The sequence below is a fragment of the Nostoc sp. 'Peltigera membranacea cyanobiont' 210A genome, from assembly GCF_002246015.1.
Taxonomy (GTDB): domain Bacteria; phylum Cyanobacteriota; class Cyanobacteriia; order Cyanobacteriales; family Nostocaceae; genus Nostoc.
The window spans coordinates 31,603-53,114 of the sequence record NZ_NOLJ01000011.1 but is presented as its reverse complement, the minus strand read 5'-3'; the positions used below and the strand labels follow the sequence as shown (position 1 = coordinate 53,114).

Genomic DNA, 21,512 nt, shown 5'->3' with positions numbered 1-21,512 from the left:
AGAATTTTTAATCAACCGCAGAGGCGCAGAGTACACAGAGAAAAGAGAGATGATAAGTAGGTAGACATAATTAAATACAATAAAATAAACTTTTAGTTTGAGTGAGCGATTTATCGTTCAGAGCAAGGATTATCAGGACTAAAGTCCTTACTACAAACTTTAATTTATTTCACTCTGCGTTCTCTGCGCCTCTGCGGTTATTTAAAAAATCCTACATCAGTAAACTTGCGTAACTAATTTTACAGACGACGAAGCCAACTTGCGACAAGTAGACTCATCTTTATATCCACATAAATTCTGCTGGATATGAAGATTACCGTGATTGGTAAATCTGCAAAAAAGTAAGTACCTGATGGAAATAATCTAAAAATATGGGGCTTTTAATATTTGCTGTTGCTTTAGTCGCCATTGTTGCTGTAATTATCATTAATAGCTACAACGATTTAGTTAAGTATCGCAACCGTTACAAAAATGCTTACTCTCAAATCGATGTTCAATTACAGCGCCGCTATGACTTAATTCCCAACTTGGTGGAAACAGCCAAAGGGTATATGAAACATGAGCGAGAAACCTTAGAAGCAGTTATTGCCGCCCGAAACTCTGCAATTAATGCTAGCAGTCGTGCCGCTCAAAATCCTGGAGATCCCCAAGCGATGCAACAGTTGGGCAATGCTGAAGGGGCACTGACGGGTGCGTTAAGTCGGTTGATGGTACTTTCAGAATCTTATCCAGAATTGAAAGCCGATCGCGCCATGACTCAGGTTATGGAAGAATTATCTTCCACTGAAAACCGGATTGCTTTTGCCCGTCAGGCTTTTAATGACGCGGTGACACTTTACAACACCAAGAGCGAATCTTTCCCCAGCAACCTGGTGGCAAATACATTTAACTTTACTGTTGCAGAATTGCTCCCCGAAGCTACTCCAGAAATCAGAAATGCTCCACGCGTGTCTTTTTAGAAATCTATGAATTTCTTTGAACATCAGGATCGGGCACGCCAAAATACGCAACAATTAATTGGGTTATTTTCCCTGTCGATCGCAGTCATGATTATGGCAATTTATATTGTCACTTTATTTCTGTTTCGCATGGCTCCCCGTGTTTGGTGGCATCCAGGGATATTTCTTTACGTGGCTGGGATTACAATAATTGCGATCGCAATCGGAAGTCTGTACAAAATTGCCTGTCTCCGGGAGGGCGGAAGCGTAATTGCCCAAGAGTTAGGAGGAAGACTCCTGCTACCAGAAATGGCCGACGAACAAGGGCGACAACTATTAAATATTGTCGAGGAAATGGCGATCGCTTCTGGTATTTCTGTCCCCCAAGTTTATCTCCTCGACAGAGAAACCGGCATTAATGCCTTTGCTGCCGGATTTACGCCCAATGATGCTGTAATTGGAGTTACCCGTGGAACTTTGGAACACCTGAGCCGGGATGAACTACAAGGAGTCATCGGCCACGAATTCAGTCATATTCTCAATGGAGATATGCGGCTGAATTTGCGTTTAGTGGGACTACTGCATGGAATTTTGTTCATTTACTTAACTGGGGAATTGCTGTTGCGCCTTCGCGGTAGCTTCCGCTTAGGAAAGGAAGACAAGGGTTTACCTATCTGGGCGTTTGGTTTGGCACTAATGGCAATTGGCGGTATCGGATTACTTTGCGGACGCTTGATTAAAGCCGCCGTCTCTCGCCAACGCGAATTTCTCGCTGATGCTTCAGCCGTACAGTTCACTCGCAACCCCAACGGACTTACCGGAGTCTTTCAAAAACTCCAACAGATGGATTCACGCTTAATATCGCCGGGTGCAGAAGCCTCTAGCCACATGTTTTTTGGCAATGCCCTCAACCCCTCTTTCTGGGAAAATATGTTTTCTACCCACCCACCCTTAGCAGAACGTATCCGCCGCGTTGGGGGTTTGAACGTCAGTAATTTAGCAGCAATGCCATCTCGCAATCAGATGCGTTCCCCTTCCCCTTCCCAGGAATCTCTAACAATGGGCTTTGCTGGTGGTTCTAACGCCACGCCATCACAGGTTGTAAACCAAGTTGGAAGCGTTACACCAGAGCATTTTGCCCATGCTCAAGCGCTGTTATCACAGTTACCAGAATCTTTGCGTTTGGGTGCGCGTGAGCAACAAAGTGCAATGGCGATCGCTTTGGCGCTAGCGTTAGATACGGAAAATCTCCAAATTCAAGAACGTCAGATTGCTTGGTTACGAGAGGTACAACCTGCTGATTTGGTAGAGAAAACCTTGCAACTAAGTAGGGAAATTAGCCAGTTAGATCCCAGAATTCGCTTGCCACTTGTAGATTTGGCAGTGCCTATATTGCGCCAAAACTCTGCCAAAGAATGCCAAAGGGTGTGCAAATGCATCCACGGTTTAGTTGTAGCCACCGGAAGTTTATCGCTGTGGCATTTTGTGTTGCAGTTAATACTGTGGCATCGTCTTCAACCTAGTATAAATCCTGCATCTACTACAACGGTAGAATTCACCTCCATCGAACAGATTTGGCCAGATAGTCTATTAATATTGTCCGTAATTGCCCGTGTCGGACACTCCCAACCGGATGCGTCCACTGAAGACATCGCCTATGCTTTTCGTTCTGGAGTTTTTCGACTCCCCAAAGCTGGGGAGCAAGAAAAACCAGAAAAACCACTAAACTGTAATTTTACTGAACTCAAAAAAAGTATTGAGCGTCTGCGTCTTGCTACTCCTAAACTCAAACAGACTATTGTTGATGCTTGCGCCCACACGGTACTATTAGATAACAAAGTTACTCCTTCAGAAGCAGACTTACTCAGAGCGATCGCCATGACGCTAGACTGCCCTATCCCACCATTTTTAAACCCTCAGCCTAGTGTTTCAAAGCAGAAACAACCTTCTCCAAAGCGAAGTTAATGTAACGACTGAGACATGATTATTTATAACTCAAAAAATAAAGTCCGCAAAAACGGACTTTTCCATTATTAAATGACCGTTTTCCAGAACAAGAACCTGTTGCCTTGCGATCTATTTACAGGCAATTAATTTGTTTTTTATCCTGACTATTACATAGCAATCCGATTTATTTTGTGAGAATTGCAACCCGTAGATCCCCGATTTATTAAATAAGTCGAGAATCTTGTTTCTCACGAATGATTTAGGATTGCTATAGTAGACAGCAGATTTCAAGTTGGTGAGGTACACAACCTAAGTCTCCTACCCAGGTATAAAGAGTGTTTTACTCCTGTTATCGCCGCCGGGCGTAGCTCATTCTATATTCTGAATTCTGCTGTAAATAGTTATCTTGGCAAAATAGTATCCTATTGTACAAAAATCTTGACATTGCTTATAAGTATTAACTTGCACGAAAAAGTTTAGACAAAATGCCAGCATTCTAGAAATTTGATTGCTATATTAGATTAAATAACTATTCTGGCAAGGGTTTAAAAGCTGTGCGGGATGATTTACAGGGCTTGGAAATTAGTCAGAACGATCTGCAAAAGCTGACTAATTTACCTGTCAACGGGGAACTTTTAATCATTACAAATCCTCTCAAGAGATTAGCCAATATATATATACAAAAACTTAAAAGCTCTGAAGGAGCAACTGTAGTTTTTATTGGATTTTCTACATTTGTTTTTGTCTATATTTTATTTGATATAATTATTAAAATTTTTGTTACGTGGATAACAATTCCATCTTGGATATTATTAATTGTCTTAGGTCTGTGGCTTGGTGGTTTGACGCAAAGCATCTTATATTTTATCTGGAAAACTAGAAGTAAGCTTGTTAAAGCTAATATGACAAAATCTCTGCAAATCCTATTAAATGAGGTTAATAGATATAATACTGTTATTAGAGTTATAGATATCAATGACCAAATAGAAGAAGCTGGTAATCCAGAAGTGATTATAAAGGAAAGAGAGGATGTAATTGAAGCACTTAAACTCACCAAAGCTGATTTAGTTCGCGCTTTAAAGACAGAAAGGATTTTGAGAGAGAATAAGAATTTTATCCTGAGTAATACAGAACTATTCGTCAACAATTTAGCAACTTTAACAGCTATGCAAGTAACAGAGGAGGCTACTGAGCATGGAAGGTTACTCAATGAAGCATTACAAATTGCATTAGATGTGCAATACGAAATGAAAAGATTACAGACTCAACGTTAAGATAATTCGTAATTAAGTTTTGTAATGGGAATGTAGAAAGCACTCGTAAATTCGCTCGGTACTCAGTAAGAGTTAGAGAAAGCGTAGATGCTGCTGATAAATCCATAGAGGTTGCTGGGTAAGTTGGCTTCCAATCTACTAATCCAATCTACTAATCCAATCTACTAGTACAACACGGCGGAAATAAACCAACCATTCCAAATCAACGAAACGCTTATACTGTATTAATTTTTAATTTTTAATTCCGCCTTGCGGTACTAGTCAATATTCTCAATGGCTTTTTTCCATAATCTTTCCCACGGTTGCAATCCTCGGTCTAACATAAAGAATAATCGTAAAGCGATCGCTTATCCGCATGGACTGGAAAGAAATTAGAGGAAACTGGGTAATCATTCCCCGAAATCCCATAGGTATCGTTCATTTTTTAGGAGGTGCATTTGTCGCCACTGCACCGCACATCACTTATCGCTGGTTACTCGAACAACTGGCAAGTAAAGGCTATGTTGTAATTGCTACGCCTTTCGTCAATACATTGGATCATACTGCGATCGCAAAATCCGTGCTGTTAAACTTTGACCGCACCCTCGAACGATTGCATGATTCTGGGGCATTACGCAAGCTTTACTTTCCCATCTACGGCGTTGGACACAGTATGGGCTGTAAACTCCACTTGCTGATTGGTAGCCTTTTTAAAGTAGAACGTGCAGGCAATATTTTAATATCCTTCAACAACTACGCCGCGAAAGAAGCTATCCCTCTAGTAGAACAATTCAATTCTACTTTTAAAATCGAGTTTACCCCTTCGCCGTTGGAAACTAACAAACTTGTCCAAGAATCTTACAATATCCGGCGCAATTTATTAATAAAATTTAGTAATGACACCATCGATCAATCGGCAGCTTTAACCAAAATCTTACAAGAACGTTTTGATGAGATGGTGACAGCGCAAACTTTACCAGGAAATCATACAACACCTTTAGGTCAAGATATTAAATGGCAAACGGGAACATCTTTTACCCCCTTTGATGCTTTAGGACAATGGTTCAAGCAAGAAGCATACCGCGACTTAAACCAGTTAAAAAGTAACATTCTTTTATGGCTAAATCCTTTAGGAGCGCCATAATATTTTATGACTGTTAAACAGTCGTAAATTCCATGAGTAAATAGAAATGAGTTATAGTGCTTCTCATTTGAGTCTAATAAAGACCAAACCCTCAACTCCTTACGCCTGTGGCTACAACGTAGGGTACTCTCTCTTAAAAAGAGAGAGTAGTCAAAGTCTATTGCATACATAGACGCGAGCGGCTACTTTACGAGTTCTCTGTTCGCGCTAGCGTCTCCCCTTCTCCCAAAGGGAGAGGCTAACGCCAAGGGATAAGGAGTACCCGCAGGGTACGATAAGCGCTATAGCAGCATTTCTGTATTGATACTACTAGCTCATATCATATTTTTATTTTCTATTTTGACAAAAAATTATTAATGAGTGTTTTCAAAAAATTTATATGTTTCAAATACTAATAATTGATGATGACCATTCAATAAAAACACTCCTGAAAAGGATGTTAGAAAAACAGGGTTATGAAGTAGTTACTGCCAGTAGCGGCGAGGAAGGAATAGAAAAGGCACTAGCTTATAATCCAGCACTAATTATTTGTGATTGGATTATGCCGGGGTTGACTGGTCTGGAAGTTTGCCACCGCATTAAGACAGACCCCAAATTTTTCACCACATTCTTTATTTTATTAACATCCTTAGATTCCGTTGCTGATTGCGTCAAAGGTCTAGATGCTGGTGCTGATGATTTTATATCTAAACCTATTGAGCATAATGAATTACAAGCACGAGTAAGAGCAGGATTACGCCTGCATCAGTTGAGTAGAGATTTGCAGGCTCAAAAGTTGCTTCTAGAATCAGAAATGTCAGAAGCAGCAGAATATGTGCGATCGCTGCTACCTTTTTCCATGACCGAACCCTTCAATATAAATTTCCGATTCATTCCCTCGCGACAACTCGGCGGTGACTGTTTCGATTACTATTGGCTCGATGATGACTATCTGGCAATTTATTTACTCGATACCGCCGGACATGGACTCAAAGCTACTCTTCCCTCTGTTTCAGTGCTGAATCTACTGCGTTCTCGTGCGCTCAAAGGTCTTGATTACTATCAACCTAGTGATGTATTAAAGGCTTTAAATGACACTTTTCAGATGAATTATCAAAATGATAAATACTTTACGATTTGGTACGGAGTTTACAATCGAATCAATCGCCAGCTAATTTATGCTAGCGCAGGTCATCCACCAGCAGTTTTAGTAACCGGCACATCTCCAAGAAAATCTGAAGTTCAACTATTAAAAACCCCTGGTATGCCAGTTGGCATGTTTCCAGAGGCAAAATATCTTGATGGATTTTGCAATATTGAAAAATCCACTACCCTTTATATTTTTAGTGATGGCGCTTATGAAATAACTAAATCAGACGGCACACTTTGGAGTTTGGATGCTTTTATTCAACTCCTAGTTAGCCTACAAGATCCTGTTGATAACCAACTCGATCGCGTACTAAGTTATTTAATCGCTCTGAACTCCAAAGATGCTTTTGATGATGATTTATCTATTTTGCAAATGAAGTTTGATTAATTACGTATTAGAGACTAAAACCTGATTAAAGGCATCTTGACTAGGAAAGATTTCAAATACTTTATCCATATTAGTCAGTTCAAATAATATCCTGACTTGCTCATTAATTGAGCAGAGAACAAGCTTAGTATCGGCTGCACGCAAGGTTTTAAAAGCTAATACTAAAGCTCCCAAACCCGAACTATCCATAAAGGTTACATCTTTAAAATCAACTAAGACAATTTTTGCACCAACTTCTAGAATATCAGTGATATTTTGGCGAAAGTCTTGTGAAGTTGTGGCGTTCAAATTACCACTAAGCTTAATAACTTTTACTTGTTCTCTCATCATTATGTCACTCTGATTTGTGTAAATAATTCTCTGATTTCGCCATTATAGAACATTTAAAAATGCTTGTAAAATAAAATTTAAAATTATCTATTGAGTAACTATTAATAATTAATCAGGATAGATAAAGATTAATTATAAAATTTTGAATCTATTTTTTTTGTAATCAAAACAAATCATTAGCTTAATTCAGTATAGTTTTCTTACTAGAAATAGACCAATTATAAATAAACAAGCTAAGTCCGTTGGCATGATAAACAACTGGTATATTTAGTTTTGTAAAAATGTTGTAATGACGAATTTATAAGCGGTTCGTTGATTTGATGTTTTGTCATGTATGTTAATTTTTTAACGCCGACTCACTTGTATCTCATGGATTTAGATATATACTTACATAGAAGCTGAAGTTATTGCTTTTCAGATTATTTACCAAAAATTTTTGCAAAACTGAGATTCTCTAATAAATCTCATGATAATAATTACCATTAAACAATTCATAATTCAACTACTTGCAGCAATGCTTACGGCGGGCTACGCCTACACATAGCTAAACCGAGTCTAGCAGTAGCTTTTCCTCCCTGAGTACTTATGATGGTAACTAGGATCTATATTTATTTATGTCCAATTACTTACATAATTGAAATAATTTACCTCTGGACTACCGCTCTAGAGCCAAAAAATTAGGTTTCAACAGCGCCAAGCAAGCTAGAACCGACACTAAGGCTTTAAAAGAAGTTTTCTGAAGGCGATCGCCTCTGCTATTTTAGTATTCCCAATATCTGTCATTTCTCGACAGACAAGACAAAAAGTAAAGAATTGTGAATTTGTTACTCCCAACTCCTCACTCTCTCAAACAGGACTCACTTTGGCTCTGTGAAGCAGCTTCTCACCTTGAAGGTAGCCAGTGTAGCGTACTTTGACTGTTTCTCCAGGTTGTGCAGTTCCCTCCAGCAATTGGTGCAGTTGGGGATCGTAAGGTAATTCTGCTCCCACAGGTGCGATCGCTTCCACTCCCCACGCCAGTAAAAGCTTTTCCAGGGGTTTCTGCACCAACGGTACTATTTTGACAGCTGCTAGCTGGGGATTCTCCTGCGCTGTCTTTGCTGCTGTTGGCCATTGCAATAATAAAGACTCCAGCAGTTGCAAGCTAGACTGCTGGAGTTCTTGCAGTAATATTTCTCGCTGTTGTTCTAATTGAAGTTGAGAGCGATCGTACTCTTTTCTTAAATTTGTAATTTCTTGTAACAATTCCTGAGTTGGCGCTGTTTTCTCTTGTAATAACTCTACGGTTGAAAAAGTTGCGATCAATTCATTCAATGGCATCTGTAGCACTGACGACAGCTTGAGCAGTACATCTACCCGCATCTGCTCTAGCTTTCCCTGGCGTAATCGCAAAATTTGACGCTCTGAGACGCCAGCAGCGCGACTCAGCCCTTTAAAACTAGAAATACTTAGCTGCTGCATTAAATCTTGCAACTTTTGAGTATGGGGCATTGGAGATTGGGGATTGGAGATTGGGGACTGGGGATTGGGGATTGGGGATTGGTGACTGGGGATTGGTGACTGGGGATTGGTGACTGGCTGGCAAAAAAATTAAGTCTTTATTTGTTAGTACCCAGTCCCTAGTCCCCAGTCCCCAGCCCCTAGTCCCCAGTCCCTAATTCCTATTCTTCCAGTAAACTTCTCAACATCCAAGCTGTCTTTTCGTGTACTTGCATCCGTTGAGTCAATAAATCGGCGGTAGGTTCGTCGTTAACTTCCTCTATCACGGGAAAAATAGATCGTGCAGTTCTGACTACGGCTTCTTGTCCTTCCACTAACAAGCTGATCATTTCCACAGCTTTAGGAACTCCAGGAGTTTCTGGAATCGAACTCAGTTTGGCGTATTCGCTGTAGGTTCCTGGTGCAGGATAGCCAAGTGCTCTAATTCTCTCGGCTATTAAATCAACTGCTAACGCTAATTCTGTATACTGGGTCTCAAACATCAAATGCAATGTTTGAAACATCGGCCCCGTTACATTCCAATGAAAGTTATGAGTTTTCAGATACAGTGTATAAGTGTCAGCCAACAGGTGAGATAAACCGTCGGCAATTTTAGCCCTACTCGCCTCGTCAATGCCGATATTTACATTTTTGACTGTTACTTTTGATGACATAATTTTCTCCTAATTAGGTTATATGTAATTGGGGATTGGAAATTCGGAATGGGGCATTGGGGATTGGCAAGAAAATTAAGCCCTTGATTCCTAGTCCCCACTCCCCATTGTCTATGCTAAGTGCATCTTCAAAACGCTACGGGGTGCTTTACGGACTCTTGCTAAAACGGTTTCTTTGCCTAAACGCTGGCAAGCTTCATACCGATGGCAACCAGAAAAGCCATAATATTGTCCATCTACTTCTAGAACATCAATAGGTTCTTGCTGCCCAATCGCCGCAATCGATTCCATTAAGGCTTGGACTTTATTTGGATCGTTTGTACGGGGCAATGGCCGTTTTATCTGATTTAATGGAATTTCTTGGACTTTAACCATAAAGAGTTTATCCAACTAGTTCTGTTTTTTGTCTCTAAATAAATCATAGTCATTATGACTTCGTTTTGCAACTAGTATTTAGGGCAAAATTGGTAATGGTATCATTGGAGCATTCATGCGACAAAAAAACCGCGCTACAAAGCAATTGGAAAATCAGCTCCAACGACTCATTAAGGGGCAGAAGACCCTCTCTACGAGAGATTACTCACGATCGCAACTCTTGGAGACGCTACGCGAACGCTATCAGGTAGCCATGAAATTTTCGTTTTGGCGTTTTCCCCACACTGTGCTGACAACATTTTGTCTATTGGGACTGACTGCTGCATCAGGGCCTGAGAGCAACATCCAGGATATAGAACTGAAAATTGGAATTGTGCAGCGATTTGGCGCCGAAGCCACAGCCAAGCTGCAACTGGAACCCATAAAAGGCGATCGCTTAAGGTTAAAATTTCAAGCGGGCAATAAGCAGCAAATCCTGTTTACTAAGAATCCTGTAAAGCTAGAAACAGTCATGCAAGCTTTACCCCAGCCAGCAGTCGAAGAAGTAGTAGTTTTGGGCACATACCGCACTTTTGAAACTGCGGAAGACAGTGCTAATAAATGGCGTTCTCAGGGAATGGAAGTAGAAATAGCCCAGCCAGAACGTTGGCAGGTTTGGGCAAAACGAGATGTTTACAGTACTCCTTTACTGCGACGCTTGTTATTACAAAACATCCAAGCTTCTACACAAGAAAAAGTATATCTTGATACTAAAGTCTTGAAAAAAGTGCCGCGAGTGAGTTGGGTGGTGGATGGTAATCGCTATAGCCCCAATGACTTGGAAATTAGCACTGATAAAAACTTGATTCGGGTAAATAAAAGCGAAAAACAAGAGTTTGCTCGTCTTTATGCCGGTCGAATGAATTTGCAGCCAAACGCTTATGGCACATACACTCTCGTTAACCAAGTACCTTTAGAAACTTATTTGCGTGGGGTTGTACCTTACGAAATAGGAACAGATGCACCAAAAGCGGCGCTAGAAGCTCAGGCAATTCTCGCTCGGACTTATGCCTTGAGAAATTTACGTAGGTTTGCCGCAGATAACTATCAGTTGTGTGCTGATACTCACTGCCAAGTTTATTATGGGTTGAAGGGAGCAGCTGCCAAAACAGACCAAGCGATCGCCTCAACTAGGGGTAAAATACTAACTTATAAAAATGAACTCGTAGACGCCCTGTATTCTTCTACCACTGGTGGCGTCACTGCTTCCTTTAGCGATGTCTGGAATGGCGACGATCGTCCCTATCTGCGCCCTGTACTGGATGCTCCGAATAATTTTTGGGACTTGTCTAAGCAGAGTTTAGCAGATGAAAAGAATTTCCAGAAATTTATTAATACGCAACAAGGATTTAATGAAAGCAAGTGGGATATGTTTCGTTGGCATAAGGAAACCCCTTTAAAGGATATTATCAAGGACTTGCAGAAATTTTTACAGGTGAAAAACAGTCCCCATGCCAAATTTAAAACAATTCAGGCTATGGCAGTAGTGGAGCGAAGCCAGAGTGGACGTATCCTTGAACTTGCAGTTAAAACCGATCGCAGCACCTTTATTTTGCACAAAGACGAAGTTCGCAGTGCTTTTGCAGCCCCTACAAGTACGCTTTTTTACATCGAACCTCTGAACAAAGGCAAATCGGAACTCTGGGGATACGCTTTTGTTGGTGGTGGATTAGGACATGGAGTCGGCTTGAGTCAAACTGGCGCTCAGAATTTAGCGAAACTAGGTTGGTCAAGTCCAAAAATTCTCCAATTTTATTATCCTGGTACTCAGATTCAAATTCTCAACAAAGAGATTAAGCTTTGAGCTATTGGCATTCAAGTTGTATCTGTGAGCTGGGAGTCGGGAGTTAAGAAAAGGCCCAAATTATAGAATAGATAGGAAACTCCATACTTAAAAAATTAAGCAGGAACACAAGATTTACTGTGTTCCTGCCCAACATAAAATTAGACTTTTTGTCAAAGTCGCCTTCAGAGGTACACACGGAATTGCATTGCAAGGGTGTTAACTCTAGATATTTTGCTTCTATTTTGTCGACATTAGTAACTCTTGCAAGAGGTTCATGTTTGAGTTGCTTAACTCTTAGTAAAGGTCTTCTTCTTTGTGAGTTTCGATTGTTACGTCAGAGGTTGGATAAGCAACACAAGTCAGTACATATCCCTTTTCTATTTGTTCATCATCTAAGAATGACTGATCGCCCTGATCGACAGTACCCTTGGTGATTTTACCTGCACAGGTCGAGCAAGCACCAGCGCGACAAGAGTAGGGCAAGTCAAGACCAGCTTCTTCGGCAGCATCTAGAATATAGACATCATCATCAACGTCAAGTGTTTGGTTCAGACCTTCGGCTTCGTTGAGTAGTGTCACTTTATAAGTTGGCATTGAGTAATCCTCTCTTTTGTAAACGGCAGTATAAGTTATCTTAAGGCAAAGGTCACGGCTGTTCTGTGGAATTAGCCGCTGGTTTAAATTTGCTTCAATTCTGATACTACGAGAAAAATTAAACGATGTAACTGGAAATTGAACCCGATTAGTAATGAAATTTAGTTACTTAATCCCGATAAGTTTTCTTTATATTATTTTCTACCCTAGTCAGGTTGTGATTAGAAAAACTTATATACCCTAGAAGGAAACATGAGTAAGGTTAATGTTACCGAGATTTTGTAGGACTTACGTAGAAGAGATTCCCCAACTCCTTTAAAAAGTAGGGCTGTTTCATTTTCTAATCTGAATTAAACGCGCCCGTTATAAATGAAAGAAACATAACAGTACAGTAGAGATGTAATTTTTCTTTTGCCATTTTTTAGTTCATTGTATTGACAAATTTCTAACATTATGGGTAAAAAAGGGGCTTTTCTTTTGAAGTCTTCCTTTTTAAGTACACGTAATTCTATCTAGCTGCAAATAAAGTCTTACTTGCCCTTGAGGGGGTAGGACGAATGTTGTAGAGTCTAGACTGGTGAACCCCATGAAGAGAGAATCTCACCACTAGAAGCGTGGGAAGATCGAGAACAGAACTAATGAGGATCATGTATAATTCAGAAGCAGCTTTGGAAAAAGCAAAAGTGCGTGTAGGTTTGGTAGGTACTGGGTATGCAGCAAAGTTTCGGGCTGAGGCATTGTTCCATGATGAGCGATCGCACATAGTCGCAGTTGTTGGTCATACAAGAGAAAAAACCGAAACCTTTGCTAGAGAGTACCAAATTGAAGTCTTGAATACTTGGCAAGAGCTAGTAGAGCGTGAAGATATAGACCTAGTAGCGATATCAACTATTAATCGAGATCATGGTGCGATCGCTCGTGCAGCACTTACCAACGGCAAACATGTAATTGTAGAGTATCCTCTTTCGTTGGATGTATTTGAAGCTGAGGAACTAATTGCCTTAGCCAAAGCACAACAAAAACTCCTACACGTTGAACATCTGGAACTTTTGGGTGGTTTGCATCAAGCTTTGAAGCAAAACTTAGACAAAGTTGGTGAAGTGTTTTATGTTCGCTACAGCACCATCAATCCCCAGAATCCTGCACCCCGCAAATGGACTTATAACCACGAGTTTTTTGGCTTTCCCTTAATTGGTGCCCTGTCTCGCCTACATCGCCTCATCGATTTATTTGGTACAGTATTTACTGTTAACTGTCACCAGCGATATTGGGAAATAGAACCGGAATACTACCGAACTTGTTTCTGCACTAGTGAACTGTCCTTTAACAGTGGACTTCTAGCCCAAGTAGTTTATGGCAAAGGCGAAAGTATTTGGCAATCAGAACGCAAGTTTGAAGTTCACGGTGAAAAAGGTGGTTTAATTTTTGATGGCGACACCGGAATATTCGTCCAGCCAGGGGAAACAACACCTATAGAGGTTGGGCCTCGCCGGGGTTTGTTCGCCAAAGATACGAGTATGGTGTTAGACCATCTTTTTGACGGGACTCCTTTGTACGTTACCCCAGAGGAGAGCTTGTATACCCTCAAGGTTGCTGATACTGCACAAAGAGCTGCACAGACTGGGTTAACTATGTTTATGAAAGATACTTTAGATAAAAGTTAATGAAAACTGAACTAATTGTTATTTTATCCCAACGAGAAATAGAGAAAATGCGTCAAGCTGGGCGTTTAGCAGCTAAACTCCTCCAGCATCTAGAACCCTTTGTGAAACCAGGGGTTAGCACTCTCGAACTAAATGATGAAGCCGAACGTTGGACGCAAGCGCATGGAGCAAAAAGCGCACCTCTTGGCTATAAGGGTTATCCTAAATCGATTTGCACCAGTGTAAATGAGGTAATTTGTCACGGCATTCCCAATGCCAAGCAAATTCTTAATGAAGGTGACATCATTAATATTGATGTCACGCCCATTGTTGAAGGTTATCACGGCGATACATCCAAGACATTCTTTGTTGGTACTCCTTCTCCAAAAACGAGAAAGCTGGTAGAGGTGACAGAAGAGTGTCTGCGTCTGGGTATTGCTGAAGTTAAACCTGGGGCACGCATTGGCGATATTGGTGCAGCCATTCAAGAGTATGCTGAAGGGCAAGGCTTTTCTGTAGTGCGAGATTTTGTTGGACACGGTATCAGTAATATTTTCCATACTGCGCCGGATGTTCCCCATTATGGTACTCGCGGTAAAGGCAAGCGCCTGAGACCGGGGATGGTTTTTACTATTGAGCCAATGATTAACGAAGGTACTTACGAAGTCGAAGTTCTCAGCGATAAATGGACTGCGGTAACGCGCGATCGCAAGCTTTCTGCTCAATGCGAGCATACCTTAGCTGTAACTGAAGACGGCGTTGAAATCCTCACCCTTCCTGAAGGTGTGAATTACTGGAACCTAGATAAAACAGCTAGTTAGAATAATTAAGAGCAGCAATACCTGCTCTAGTTCTGAACCTGGAAGGACAAATCTTGATGGTTTCAGCCACTATTAATATAAGCAATCTTAGCTCTGAGGCATTCGTTGCTGGCTATCTGGATGATGTACGCTACGAGTTAATTGATGGAGAACTAATCGACTTGGAACCCAGTGGACTTGATGAACAGGTAGCTGGGTTAATTAATCGTAAGCTCAACGTCGCAATTGATCTGCTCAACTTGCCTTGGTTTATTCCCATGAAATGCCTGATTAAACCATTAGGTCAAAATTCAGCCTTTAGACCCGATATTGTGATTCTTGATCAGATGGGTTTGGCGAATGAGCCATTATGGAAAACTGAGCCAGTGATTACACTAGGCAAATCTGTTAAATTGGTCGTGGAGGTTGTGAGTACCAATTGGCAGAATGACTATGCCCGGAAAGTGGAAGACTACGAAGCTTTAGGTATTGGGGAGTATTGGATCGCAGATTATCTAGGGCTAGGAGGCAAACGCTACATCGGTTTATCCAAGCAACCTGTAATCACGATTTATCAGTTAATCAATGGAACTTATCAAGGACAACAGTTTAGGGGAACAGAACGCCTCATCTCCCAAACATTTCCACACCTGAATTTGACCGCAGAACAGATATTTGTTGCGGGTCGCTAGAGTTTGAGATTGGGGAATTAGAAATACTAACTGTAGGTTGGGTTAAGCGGAGCGAAACCCAACGTTTCCGCGCTTGTTGGGTTTCCTTCCTCAACCCAACCTACAAAAAATTAAATTTCGATCCTTTTTTAGGGTGACGTGTACTAAGTTCCTATATTGAATTCGGGCAGTCGTTGATTGAATTTGGACAGTCGTTGATTGAATTTAGGCAACCCCCAAGAATTTACATAAAGCCATTTAATATATTTGTAATCCTAATCAACATTTATTGCATGATAAAGTAAAACATATATGGAGGTAAGATTATGACTCAAGCGTTGCCCAAATTACTCACCTTCAATGAATTTATCGAATGGTATCCCAACGATGGAAAACGCTATGAGTTGCACAAAGGAGTAATTATTGAAATGCCACCTCCAACCGGAGAACATGAGAAAGTTATTGCGTTTTTGTCGCGGAAATTAACCGTAGAGTTTGATCGTCTTAATTTACCCTATGGAATCCCCAAAACTGCATTGGTCAAAACTCCTTCTGCCGAATCCGCTTATTCGCCTGATGTGTTGCTGCTAAATCTTGATAATCTCGACAATGAACCGCTTTTTAAAAAACAGTCAACAGTAAGCCAAGCAGCATCGGTTCCAATAGTTATTGAAGTTGTTTCAACCAACTGGCGAGATGATTACTACAATAAACTTAGGGATTATGCTCGCGTAGCGTCTCGAAGAGAAGAAATGGGCATTCCCGAATATTGGATTGCTGATTATGCTGCATTGGGTGCAAGAAAGTTCATCGGCAATCCCAAACAACCCACTATTTTTGTATGTGAATTAGTTGATGGTGAATATCAAATGACAGCGTTTCAAGGTAACACCGCGATTTCATCACCTATCTTTCCCCAATTAAATTTAACTGCACAGCAGATTTTTAATGCGGCTAACTAATTTTTTATCTAGTCTTATAGTTATCTTCCCAACTTATTGGGAATGCCTTCACAACCACCAGGAATAGTACCTCTGGTTTTTTCGCCACCCCAAGTGCAACAGTAGCAACGCGCAGACTCAGACATCCGCTGCACATTCGTAAAATCGGCATTTTCCACCACAGCGCCAGTGTGTTCGCCGATTTCATAATCTGGTCGTTCAGTCCGACTGCGGGGTGATGCTTTTTCCAGTACACCGTAGAATAGGCGAATCCCGTTCAGGTCAGCACCACTGAGATTAGCATTATATAAAATTGTACGAGAAAGGTTAGCTTTTACTAAGTCACAACCGACCAGATTAGCGCGGACAAGATTAGCTTCGCTCAAATCAGTCCAACGCAAATCAGTGCCAGAAAGGTCTGCGCCGGCTAGCATTACGCCTAAATCGATGACGCGCACACCTTCAAGGCGGTCTTCTGCATATCCGCCACTCCCGTCAAGAATGGCTCGACCTAATCGGCCATCGCGTTGTAGGGGTGAGAGCAACTTGGAACGTGACAAAAAACGGAGAATTTTCGCTTTCCCACTACCATCGACACTACTTAAAATTGCCGCAGTGCGTCCTTCCGCGATCGCTCTTTCTTGGGGCCAATCTTCTAATAATCCTTCTTCATCTAATACTAAGTCGGAAACGCCTTGGAAATAGGAATCAATCGTCTGTTGCTGGGTGATAATGTTTTGCTGAACTGTCAGCAGGTTTTGCTGAATTGTCAAGTCTTTGGAAATGACATATTGTCGCCATGCTACGTAAACGGCAATGATAGCGATGAGAATTTGCCCCAAAGCGCCAAACCAATCTGCTAGGGTTCCAGCAATGTCCCAGTTAATTTTGCGTCCCAAAACAAGCAAGCGATCGCCTACACCTGTGAATCTAATCAAGCCGATGATGGCTACTATTAGTCCCAAAAAGGCTACAAATAGGGTACGTTCTTGGGGTGAAAACCACTCGTCTAAAACTTCTTGGAACCAAGGCAATAATATCGCCAGGGATAACAGCAAGGTTATCAGTGTTCCGATAATACCAACGATCCAGTTATTGAGGATAACTCCAACGAGGGTGATGGCGATCGCTATTAAAATAATCAGCAATGCCCTCGGCTTAACTGTGAATTGCTTGGCAATGGGTTGCTTGAAGTCAGAACGGGCTTGTTGTAAAGCAGTTGTATGTTGCGGAGATTTTAAAGATGCGATCGCCGCTAGTGCTTGTTGTGTCGCTAGTGCTTCTGAGTTTAGGTTCTTCTCAGCTGCACCACCGTCAAAGTCATTTGGTTGCGAATCGTTTTCGGGGCCTGGTTCTGGGGTTGGTAGATTAGAGGAATTGGATTCAATCGTCATGTTTTCTATTTTGCCCCAGCAAACTCAGAACAACATCTGTTTTATCAGAAATTGCACTAAAGCAAAGACGTATATTCCCTGAGATTGAGAAACGCTTGCCCTCTGACTTGAAAGTACTCAGTAGGTAAAAATACCAGTCCCCAGTCCCTAGTTATTCTTTCATTCAAGGCTTTTGAAACTTGTTTCATCGGGACTGCCTTATGTTTGGTCTACAGTTTGAATTGTCAGCATTTGAGGGGGCGTAGCATCAGGTGGGTAGAGAAAATCCACTTCTACCAGTCGGCGCTGTCCAGGAGATATTTTTAATTGTGCAAGTGGTTCTCCCATCTGTCCTCGTTGTTGAACTAAATGCCAATATTGGGTTCTGGGTAAGCCATTATCGTCATTGTAGCGAATACGAACTGTGCCTCGGAAAAAGACAGATGATGCGGATGGTGAAAAAAAGCGCAGCCCTGGTTTACTTAACTCATCTTCTTTAATAGGCGTTTGAAAAAGTACATTTATAGTTTGCAGCTTATCCGTATTATTAAATAATGGTAGAGAGATATTGTATTCAATGCCGTAGTTGCCGTGAGCTTCGTAAGCAGTACCAGGATAACGCGCTACGAGTTTAGCAGTTTGGTTTTGTCCAGTACCCATTTTGCCTGCTAAAAGGGTACTTAAACCGTAAGAAAAAGCCTGCCCTGATTCGGGAATTGTCAGGTATGAACTATTAGAGTCGGTAACTTGTGCTTGCCAACGAGAGCCAACAGCTACCCCCGCTACCCGTCCGTAAATTTCTGTTGCCCCTGCAAGTTTATCTGGAGGACTGGGGGCAGGTTCACGGGGCCCTGCAAAATCACCATTTTCTAACAAATTATCCCATTCTTCTAAAGTGGGCGCTCGTTCACTACCATCGGGATTGGGTTTAGCAAACATGGCCAGGTTCGCCATATAAACAGGACGATCGCTATACAAACGTAACAAAGTAGAACGTCCATTCAATGGCGGTGTTAAAGTCCGCACTGGAATTGGATGATTCATTAACATCCGGCTTTGTTTTGGTGGAATTACCAACTGGGCTGGCCATCCTTGTCGTTTGACTCGCAGCAGATCATTCATCACGCGATCGCCCGGCCCAGCATAAATGTTTCCCGAATTATTTGACAGCATGGGGGGAAGCTTGACAAAAGGTGCATCAGGTTGACTTACATAACTAGCTGCTTGCAATATATTGACAGTTGCAGGGCGATCGCTGGGATTGTAAACAATCACTCCCAAATAAAGAGTCCGCAAATCATTTGGCGTCTCAATCGCTCTAGCAATATGGTGAGAAAATAAATCAAACCTTCCCTGAAATGGAAAGTTCAGATGTGCGCTGGGCACTTTTTTGCCTTGAGGAGGAAATGTAGACAGCAGAATTCCTTCACTCTTAACTACTTCTGGATTATTACTGTTAAATACTGGTACTTCGTCAAGATGTCCTGTTAAAGGTCTTGTTTGTTGGGGAACAAAGATTTCCTGTGGTGCAAGTGGAGGAGAAGGCGATGCTTGAGCCAAAAACAAATAGGAAATAAAATTAAGCATTTATTCAAAAAGCAATTTATCGCTGAAGTTCAGAATACAGCATCCTAATATATACCTCCTGCGACCCGTGACAAGTTAGAGGAGGTTGCCTAGTTGAGCAAGTGGCTAGGGTGAAATTAAAATCCCCGTGTCTTTAGACCGGGGAGCAATACGGTTTGGTTAAGGTTTTTTGATGAAAATTTTAGATCGCTAAAGATGCGATAAATCATCACAAAGACGCGATAAATCGCCGTCTCTACAAAATATTAATTATTGTAGAGACGGCGATTCATCGCGTCTCTTGCATTAACCGAACAGTATTGAACCAGGAAGTGTCAATTGTTGCAATTTACAGAATTCCACACTCAATTAAGGTGCAAGGGCATTACCCCGAATTAGGCTACCAATCGTTTTGGCAGTAATCTTCAATTGGGTGATGGGATTAGCTGGGACAACCGTCTTATACAGATAGCTATCGAATGTTAGCCTTTGCACATCGAGATCATCACACATTTCCACAAACGCCTCACGGGTAGCATCGGAACGATAGAACACGGTTTGCAGAATGTCCAACACCTTGTAGGTGAGTCCGTATCTTTTATCCCAACGCTTCAGGTAAACCTTAAGGTCGCCTTCTGTAGGAATACGGCTACCACTGTTAGATGTTTCGACAATGGTTTCGGCACACATCCGCCCAGACTTAGCGGCAAAATAAATACCTTCACCAGAGGACTTGGTAACATAACCAGCAGCATCTCCCACCAAGGCGATGCGACCGACAACACGACGGGGACGGGGATGTTCGGGAATTGGGTGGGCTTCTACTTTGATGATTTTACCGCCTGCCAACTTCTCGGAAGCACGGGCGCGGATACCAGCTTGTAACTGTTTGATGCTGGCCTTATTGATGTGCATCGTACCAGTACCGACAGCTACGTGGTCATGTTTGGGGAAAACCCAAGCGTAGAAGTCAGTAGAAACGTCATCACCGACATACATTTCGGCGAGGTCGTTATAGTAGGCCATTTTGTCTTCGGGTAAGCGAATTCGCTCTTGGAAGGCGATCGCATAATTGTAATCCCCAGCGTCCATTTCTTTAGCAACGCGAGAATTAGCCCCATCGGCCCCAATAATTAGATCCACCTTCAAAGTTTTGGCAATACCCTGTGATATCCCATCTGTGTGGTCAATGTAATGAATGGTATAGGGATCGGTATTGTTTCCTGGTATATCGAGTTTATGAACAGTTGCATTAATTAAATTTGCGCCGACTTTTGCCGCGCGATCGCGCAAAAAGCCATCCAGCACTTCCCGGCGGCACATTCCTATATATTCATCTTCATTTACCAGATTAATATCAACCTCGCGATTGGAAGGCGAAATCATTTTCATCTTCCGTACCCGGCGATCGATAATCTCTGGTGGTAAGTCAAATTCACTCACCATACACAGGGGAATTGCGCCCCCACAAGGCTTTGCATTGTCTAGCTTCCGCTCAAACAGGTAGGTTTCAATCCCAGAGGCTGCCAGTGTTTCAGCGGCAGATGAACCAGCAGGGCCTGACCCAATAACAGCAACCCGTAGTGTCAAAGGTCTTTCTCCCAATCTTCACATTTACCGAGAGCATACTACCACGGTCTTTCTAGTGATTTGGCGCTTTTCCTCCAGGTTTCTGCACAAATGCAATATTCCTTAATGTTTCGATACGAATTGGATGAGGGACTGGGGACTGGGGACTGGGGACTGGGGACNAGTGTGAGAGTATCCATGTTGGGGATTGGGGATTAGGGATTAGGGATTGGGGATTAGGTATTGGGAAGAATGAAGAATATTAATATCGCCTACCTAATCATCAGTACCCAGTCCCCAGTCCTGAATATGCAGATTTCCTTATTCGATTCTTTTACTAGACAAGTTAGTACTGGTGCAATTACTGGATATCAAAAACATATTTCTCCGCACAAAGGTTTTGCTTGTGCCCACAGAATACTATATGGCGGCGAATCTTGCTCTCAATACATCAAGCAGGTAGTTGCCAAGGAAGGGTTAAAAGCAGCTTTTTTTAATTCCCGTGAACGATTTCAAGCTTGCAAGCAAGCCAACCAAATTTTGCGAATGCATAGCGAAAACTCAGAAGAATCCATAGAGGAGGAAGCAGACACGCAGCAACGACAACCATCTGGTAAAGTTACTCAAAAATCCTCGTTTATTAGTAGTGAGAATACCAACTGTTTTGATTGTGCCGATTTGGGCTGCAATTGTGCTGAAATGGCTACCGTGATTCCTGATTGTGGTTCCCTAGATTGTGGTGCTGCTGATTGCAGTTCCCTAGATTGCAGTGGCGCTGATTGTAGCTTCCTCGATTGCGGCAGTTGCGGTAGCTAAATCTTGTTCATCTATAAATAACGATGTATGGTATATGTAAGACACAGTAATCCTACCA

19 protein-coding genes are annotated in these 21,512 nt (G+C 41.8%); 11 read left to right on the top strand and 8 right to left on the bottom strand.

The genetic code is table 11. From position 1 onward, the window contains the following. The first annotated feature begins 371 nt into the window (after positions 1 to 371). The 5 genes from CDG76_RS29165 (at position 372) to CDG76_RS29145 (ending at position 6,798) form a co-directional block, all read left to right on the top strand. Complete coding sequence (locus CDG76_RS29165) at positions 372 to 959, top strand: LemA family protein (protein ID WP_094352341.1); 588 nt, start codon at positions 372 to 374, stop codon at positions 957 to 959. Positions 960 to 965: 6 nt separating this feature from the next. Continuing rightward, entirely contained in the window at positions 966 to 2,903 is a 1,938-nt protein-coding gene (locus CDG76_RS29160) for a M48 family metallopeptidase (protein WP_094352340.1), read from the top strand. Positions 2,904 to 3,439: 536 nt separating this feature from the next. Continuing rightward, on the top strand, positions 3,440 to 4,159 hold the full coding sequence (locus CDG76_RS29155) for a hypothetical protein (protein WP_094352339.1): 720 nt from the start codon (positions 3,440 to 3,442) through the stop codon (positions 4,157 to 4,159). 355 nt (positions 4,160 to 4,514) lie between these two features. Beyond that, positions 4,515 to 5,282, top strand: coding sequence for a DUF1350 family protein (locus tag CDG76_RS29150; RefSeq protein WP_094352338.1), 768 nt, complete (start codon positions 4,515 to 4,517; stop codon positions 5,280 to 5,282). Positions 5,283 to 5,661: 379 nt separating this feature from the next. Continuing rightward, positions 5,662 to 6,798, top strand: a complete 1,137-nt coding sequence (locus CDG76_RS29145) for a PP2C family protein-serine/threonine phosphatase (RefSeq protein ID WP_094352337.1) — start codon at positions 5,662 to 5,664, stop codon at positions 6,796 to 6,798. On the opposite strand, the gene CDG76_RS29140 is transcribed toward CDG76_RS29145, so the two are convergent. From CDG76_RS29140 to CDG76_RS29125, 4 genes are all read right to left on the bottom strand, one after another. Continuing rightward, entirely contained in the window at positions 6,799 to 7,125 is a 327-nt protein-coding gene (locus CDG76_RS29140) for an STAS domain-containing protein (RefSeq protein WP_094352336.1), read from the bottom strand. A gap of 849 nt (positions 7,126 to 7,974) precedes the next feature. Then, positions 7,975 to 8,619 carry a nucleotide exchange factor GrpE gene (grpE, locus tag CDG76_RS29135; protein WP_094352513.1) on the bottom strand — a complete coding sequence of 215 codons (645 nt, stop codon included), beginning with the start codon at positions 8,617 to 8,619 and terminating at the stop codon, positions 7,975 to 7,977. A 170-nt stretch (positions 8,620 to 8,789) separates the two neighbouring features. After that, positions 8,790 to 9,281, bottom strand: a complete 492-nt coding sequence (locus tag CDG76_RS29130) for a Dps family protein (RefSeq protein WP_094352335.1) — start codon at positions 9,279 to 9,281, stop codon at positions 8,790 to 8,792. A gap of 111 nt (positions 9,282 to 9,392) precedes the next feature. After that, positions 9,393 to 9,656, bottom strand: coding sequence for a ParB N-terminal domain-containing protein (locus CDG76_RS29125; RefSeq protein WP_094352334.1), 264 nt, complete (start codon positions 9,654 to 9,656; stop codon positions 9,393 to 9,395). 115 nt (positions 9,657 to 9,771) lie between these two features. On the opposite strand from CDG76_RS29125, the gene CDG76_RS29120 reads away from it, so the two are divergent. Next, positions 9,772 to 11,499, top strand: a complete 1,728-nt coding sequence (locus CDG76_RS29120) for a SpoIID/LytB domain-containing protein (protein ID WP_190241020.1) — start codon at positions 9,772 to 9,774, stop codon at positions 11,497 to 11,499. A 276-nt stretch (positions 11,500 to 11,775) separates the two neighbouring features. Here CDG76_RS29120 and CDG76_RS29115 read toward each other — a convergent pair whose 3' ends face one another. After that, positions 11,776 to 12,075 (bottom strand): ferredoxin, encoded by a 300-nt coding sequence (locus CDG76_RS29115; RefSeq protein ID WP_094352333.1) that lies wholly within the window; start codon positions 12,073 to 12,075, stop codon positions 11,776 to 11,778. Positions 12,076 to 12,722: 647 nt separating this feature from the next. On the opposite strand from CDG76_RS29115, the gene CDG76_RS29110 reads away from it, so the two are divergent. From CDG76_RS29110 to CDG76_RS29095, 4 genes are all read left to right on the top strand, one after another. Further along, positions 12,723 to 13,739 (top strand): Gfo/Idh/MocA family protein, encoded by a 1,017-nt coding sequence (locus CDG76_RS29110; RefSeq protein WP_094352332.1) that lies wholly within the window; start codon positions 12,723 to 12,725, stop codon positions 13,737 to 13,739. Then, the gene (gene map, locus CDG76_RS29105) at positions 13,739 to 14,539 is read left to right on the top strand and encodes a type I methionyl aminopeptidase (protein ID WP_094352331.1); all 801 of its coding nucleotides are present in this window, start codon (positions 13,739 to 13,741) and stop codon (positions 14,537 to 14,539) included. Before CDG76_RS29110 ends, map begins: the two co-directional genes overlap by 1 nt. 56 nt (positions 14,540 to 14,595) lie before the next feature. Next, the gene (locus CDG76_RS29100) at positions 14,596 to 15,210 is read left to right on the top strand and encodes a Uma2 family endonuclease (protein WP_190241019.1); all 615 of its coding nucleotides are present in this window, start codon (positions 14,596 to 14,598) and stop codon (positions 15,208 to 15,210) included. A gap of 305 nt (positions 15,211 to 15,515) precedes the next feature. After that, on the top strand, positions 15,516 to 16,151 hold the full coding sequence (locus tag CDG76_RS29095) for a Uma2 family endonuclease (protein WP_094352329.1): 636 nt from the start codon (positions 15,516 to 15,518) through the stop codon (positions 16,149 to 16,151). A 20-nt stretch (positions 16,152 to 16,171) separates the two neighbouring features. On the opposite strand, the gene CDG76_RS29090 is transcribed toward CDG76_RS29095, so the two are convergent. The 3 genes from CDG76_RS29090 to chlP form a co-directional block, all read right to left on the bottom strand. Next, positions 16,172 to 17,524 carry a pentapeptide repeat-containing protein gene (locus CDG76_RS29090; protein ID WP_094352328.1) on the bottom strand — a complete coding sequence of 451 codons (1,353 nt, stop codon included), beginning with the start codon at positions 17,522 to 17,524 and terminating at the stop codon, positions 16,172 to 16,174. A gap of 198 nt (positions 17,525 to 17,722) precedes the next feature. Beyond that, a complete protein-coding gene (locus tag CDG76_RS29085; RefSeq protein ID WP_094352327.1) occupies positions 17,723 to 19,090 on the bottom strand; it encodes a DUF3370 domain-containing protein in 1,368 nt (455 codons plus the stop codon). Between the two features lie 348 nt (positions 19,091 to 19,438). Further along, complete coding sequence (gene chlP, locus CDG76_RS29080; protein WP_094352326.1) at positions 19,439 to 20,659, bottom strand: geranylgeranyl reductase; 1,221 nt, start codon at positions 20,657 to 20,659, stop codon at positions 19,439 to 19,441. A gap of 288 nt (positions 20,660 to 20,947) precedes the next feature. On the opposite strand from chlP, the gene yidD reads away from it, so the two are divergent. Further along, positions 20,948 to 21,454, top strand: a complete 507-nt coding sequence (yidD, locus tag CDG76_RS29075; protein WP_094352511.1) for a membrane protein insertion efficiency factor YidD — start codon at positions 20,948 to 20,950, stop codon at positions 21,452 to 21,454. Positions 21,455 to 21,512 lie beyond the last annotated feature (58 nt).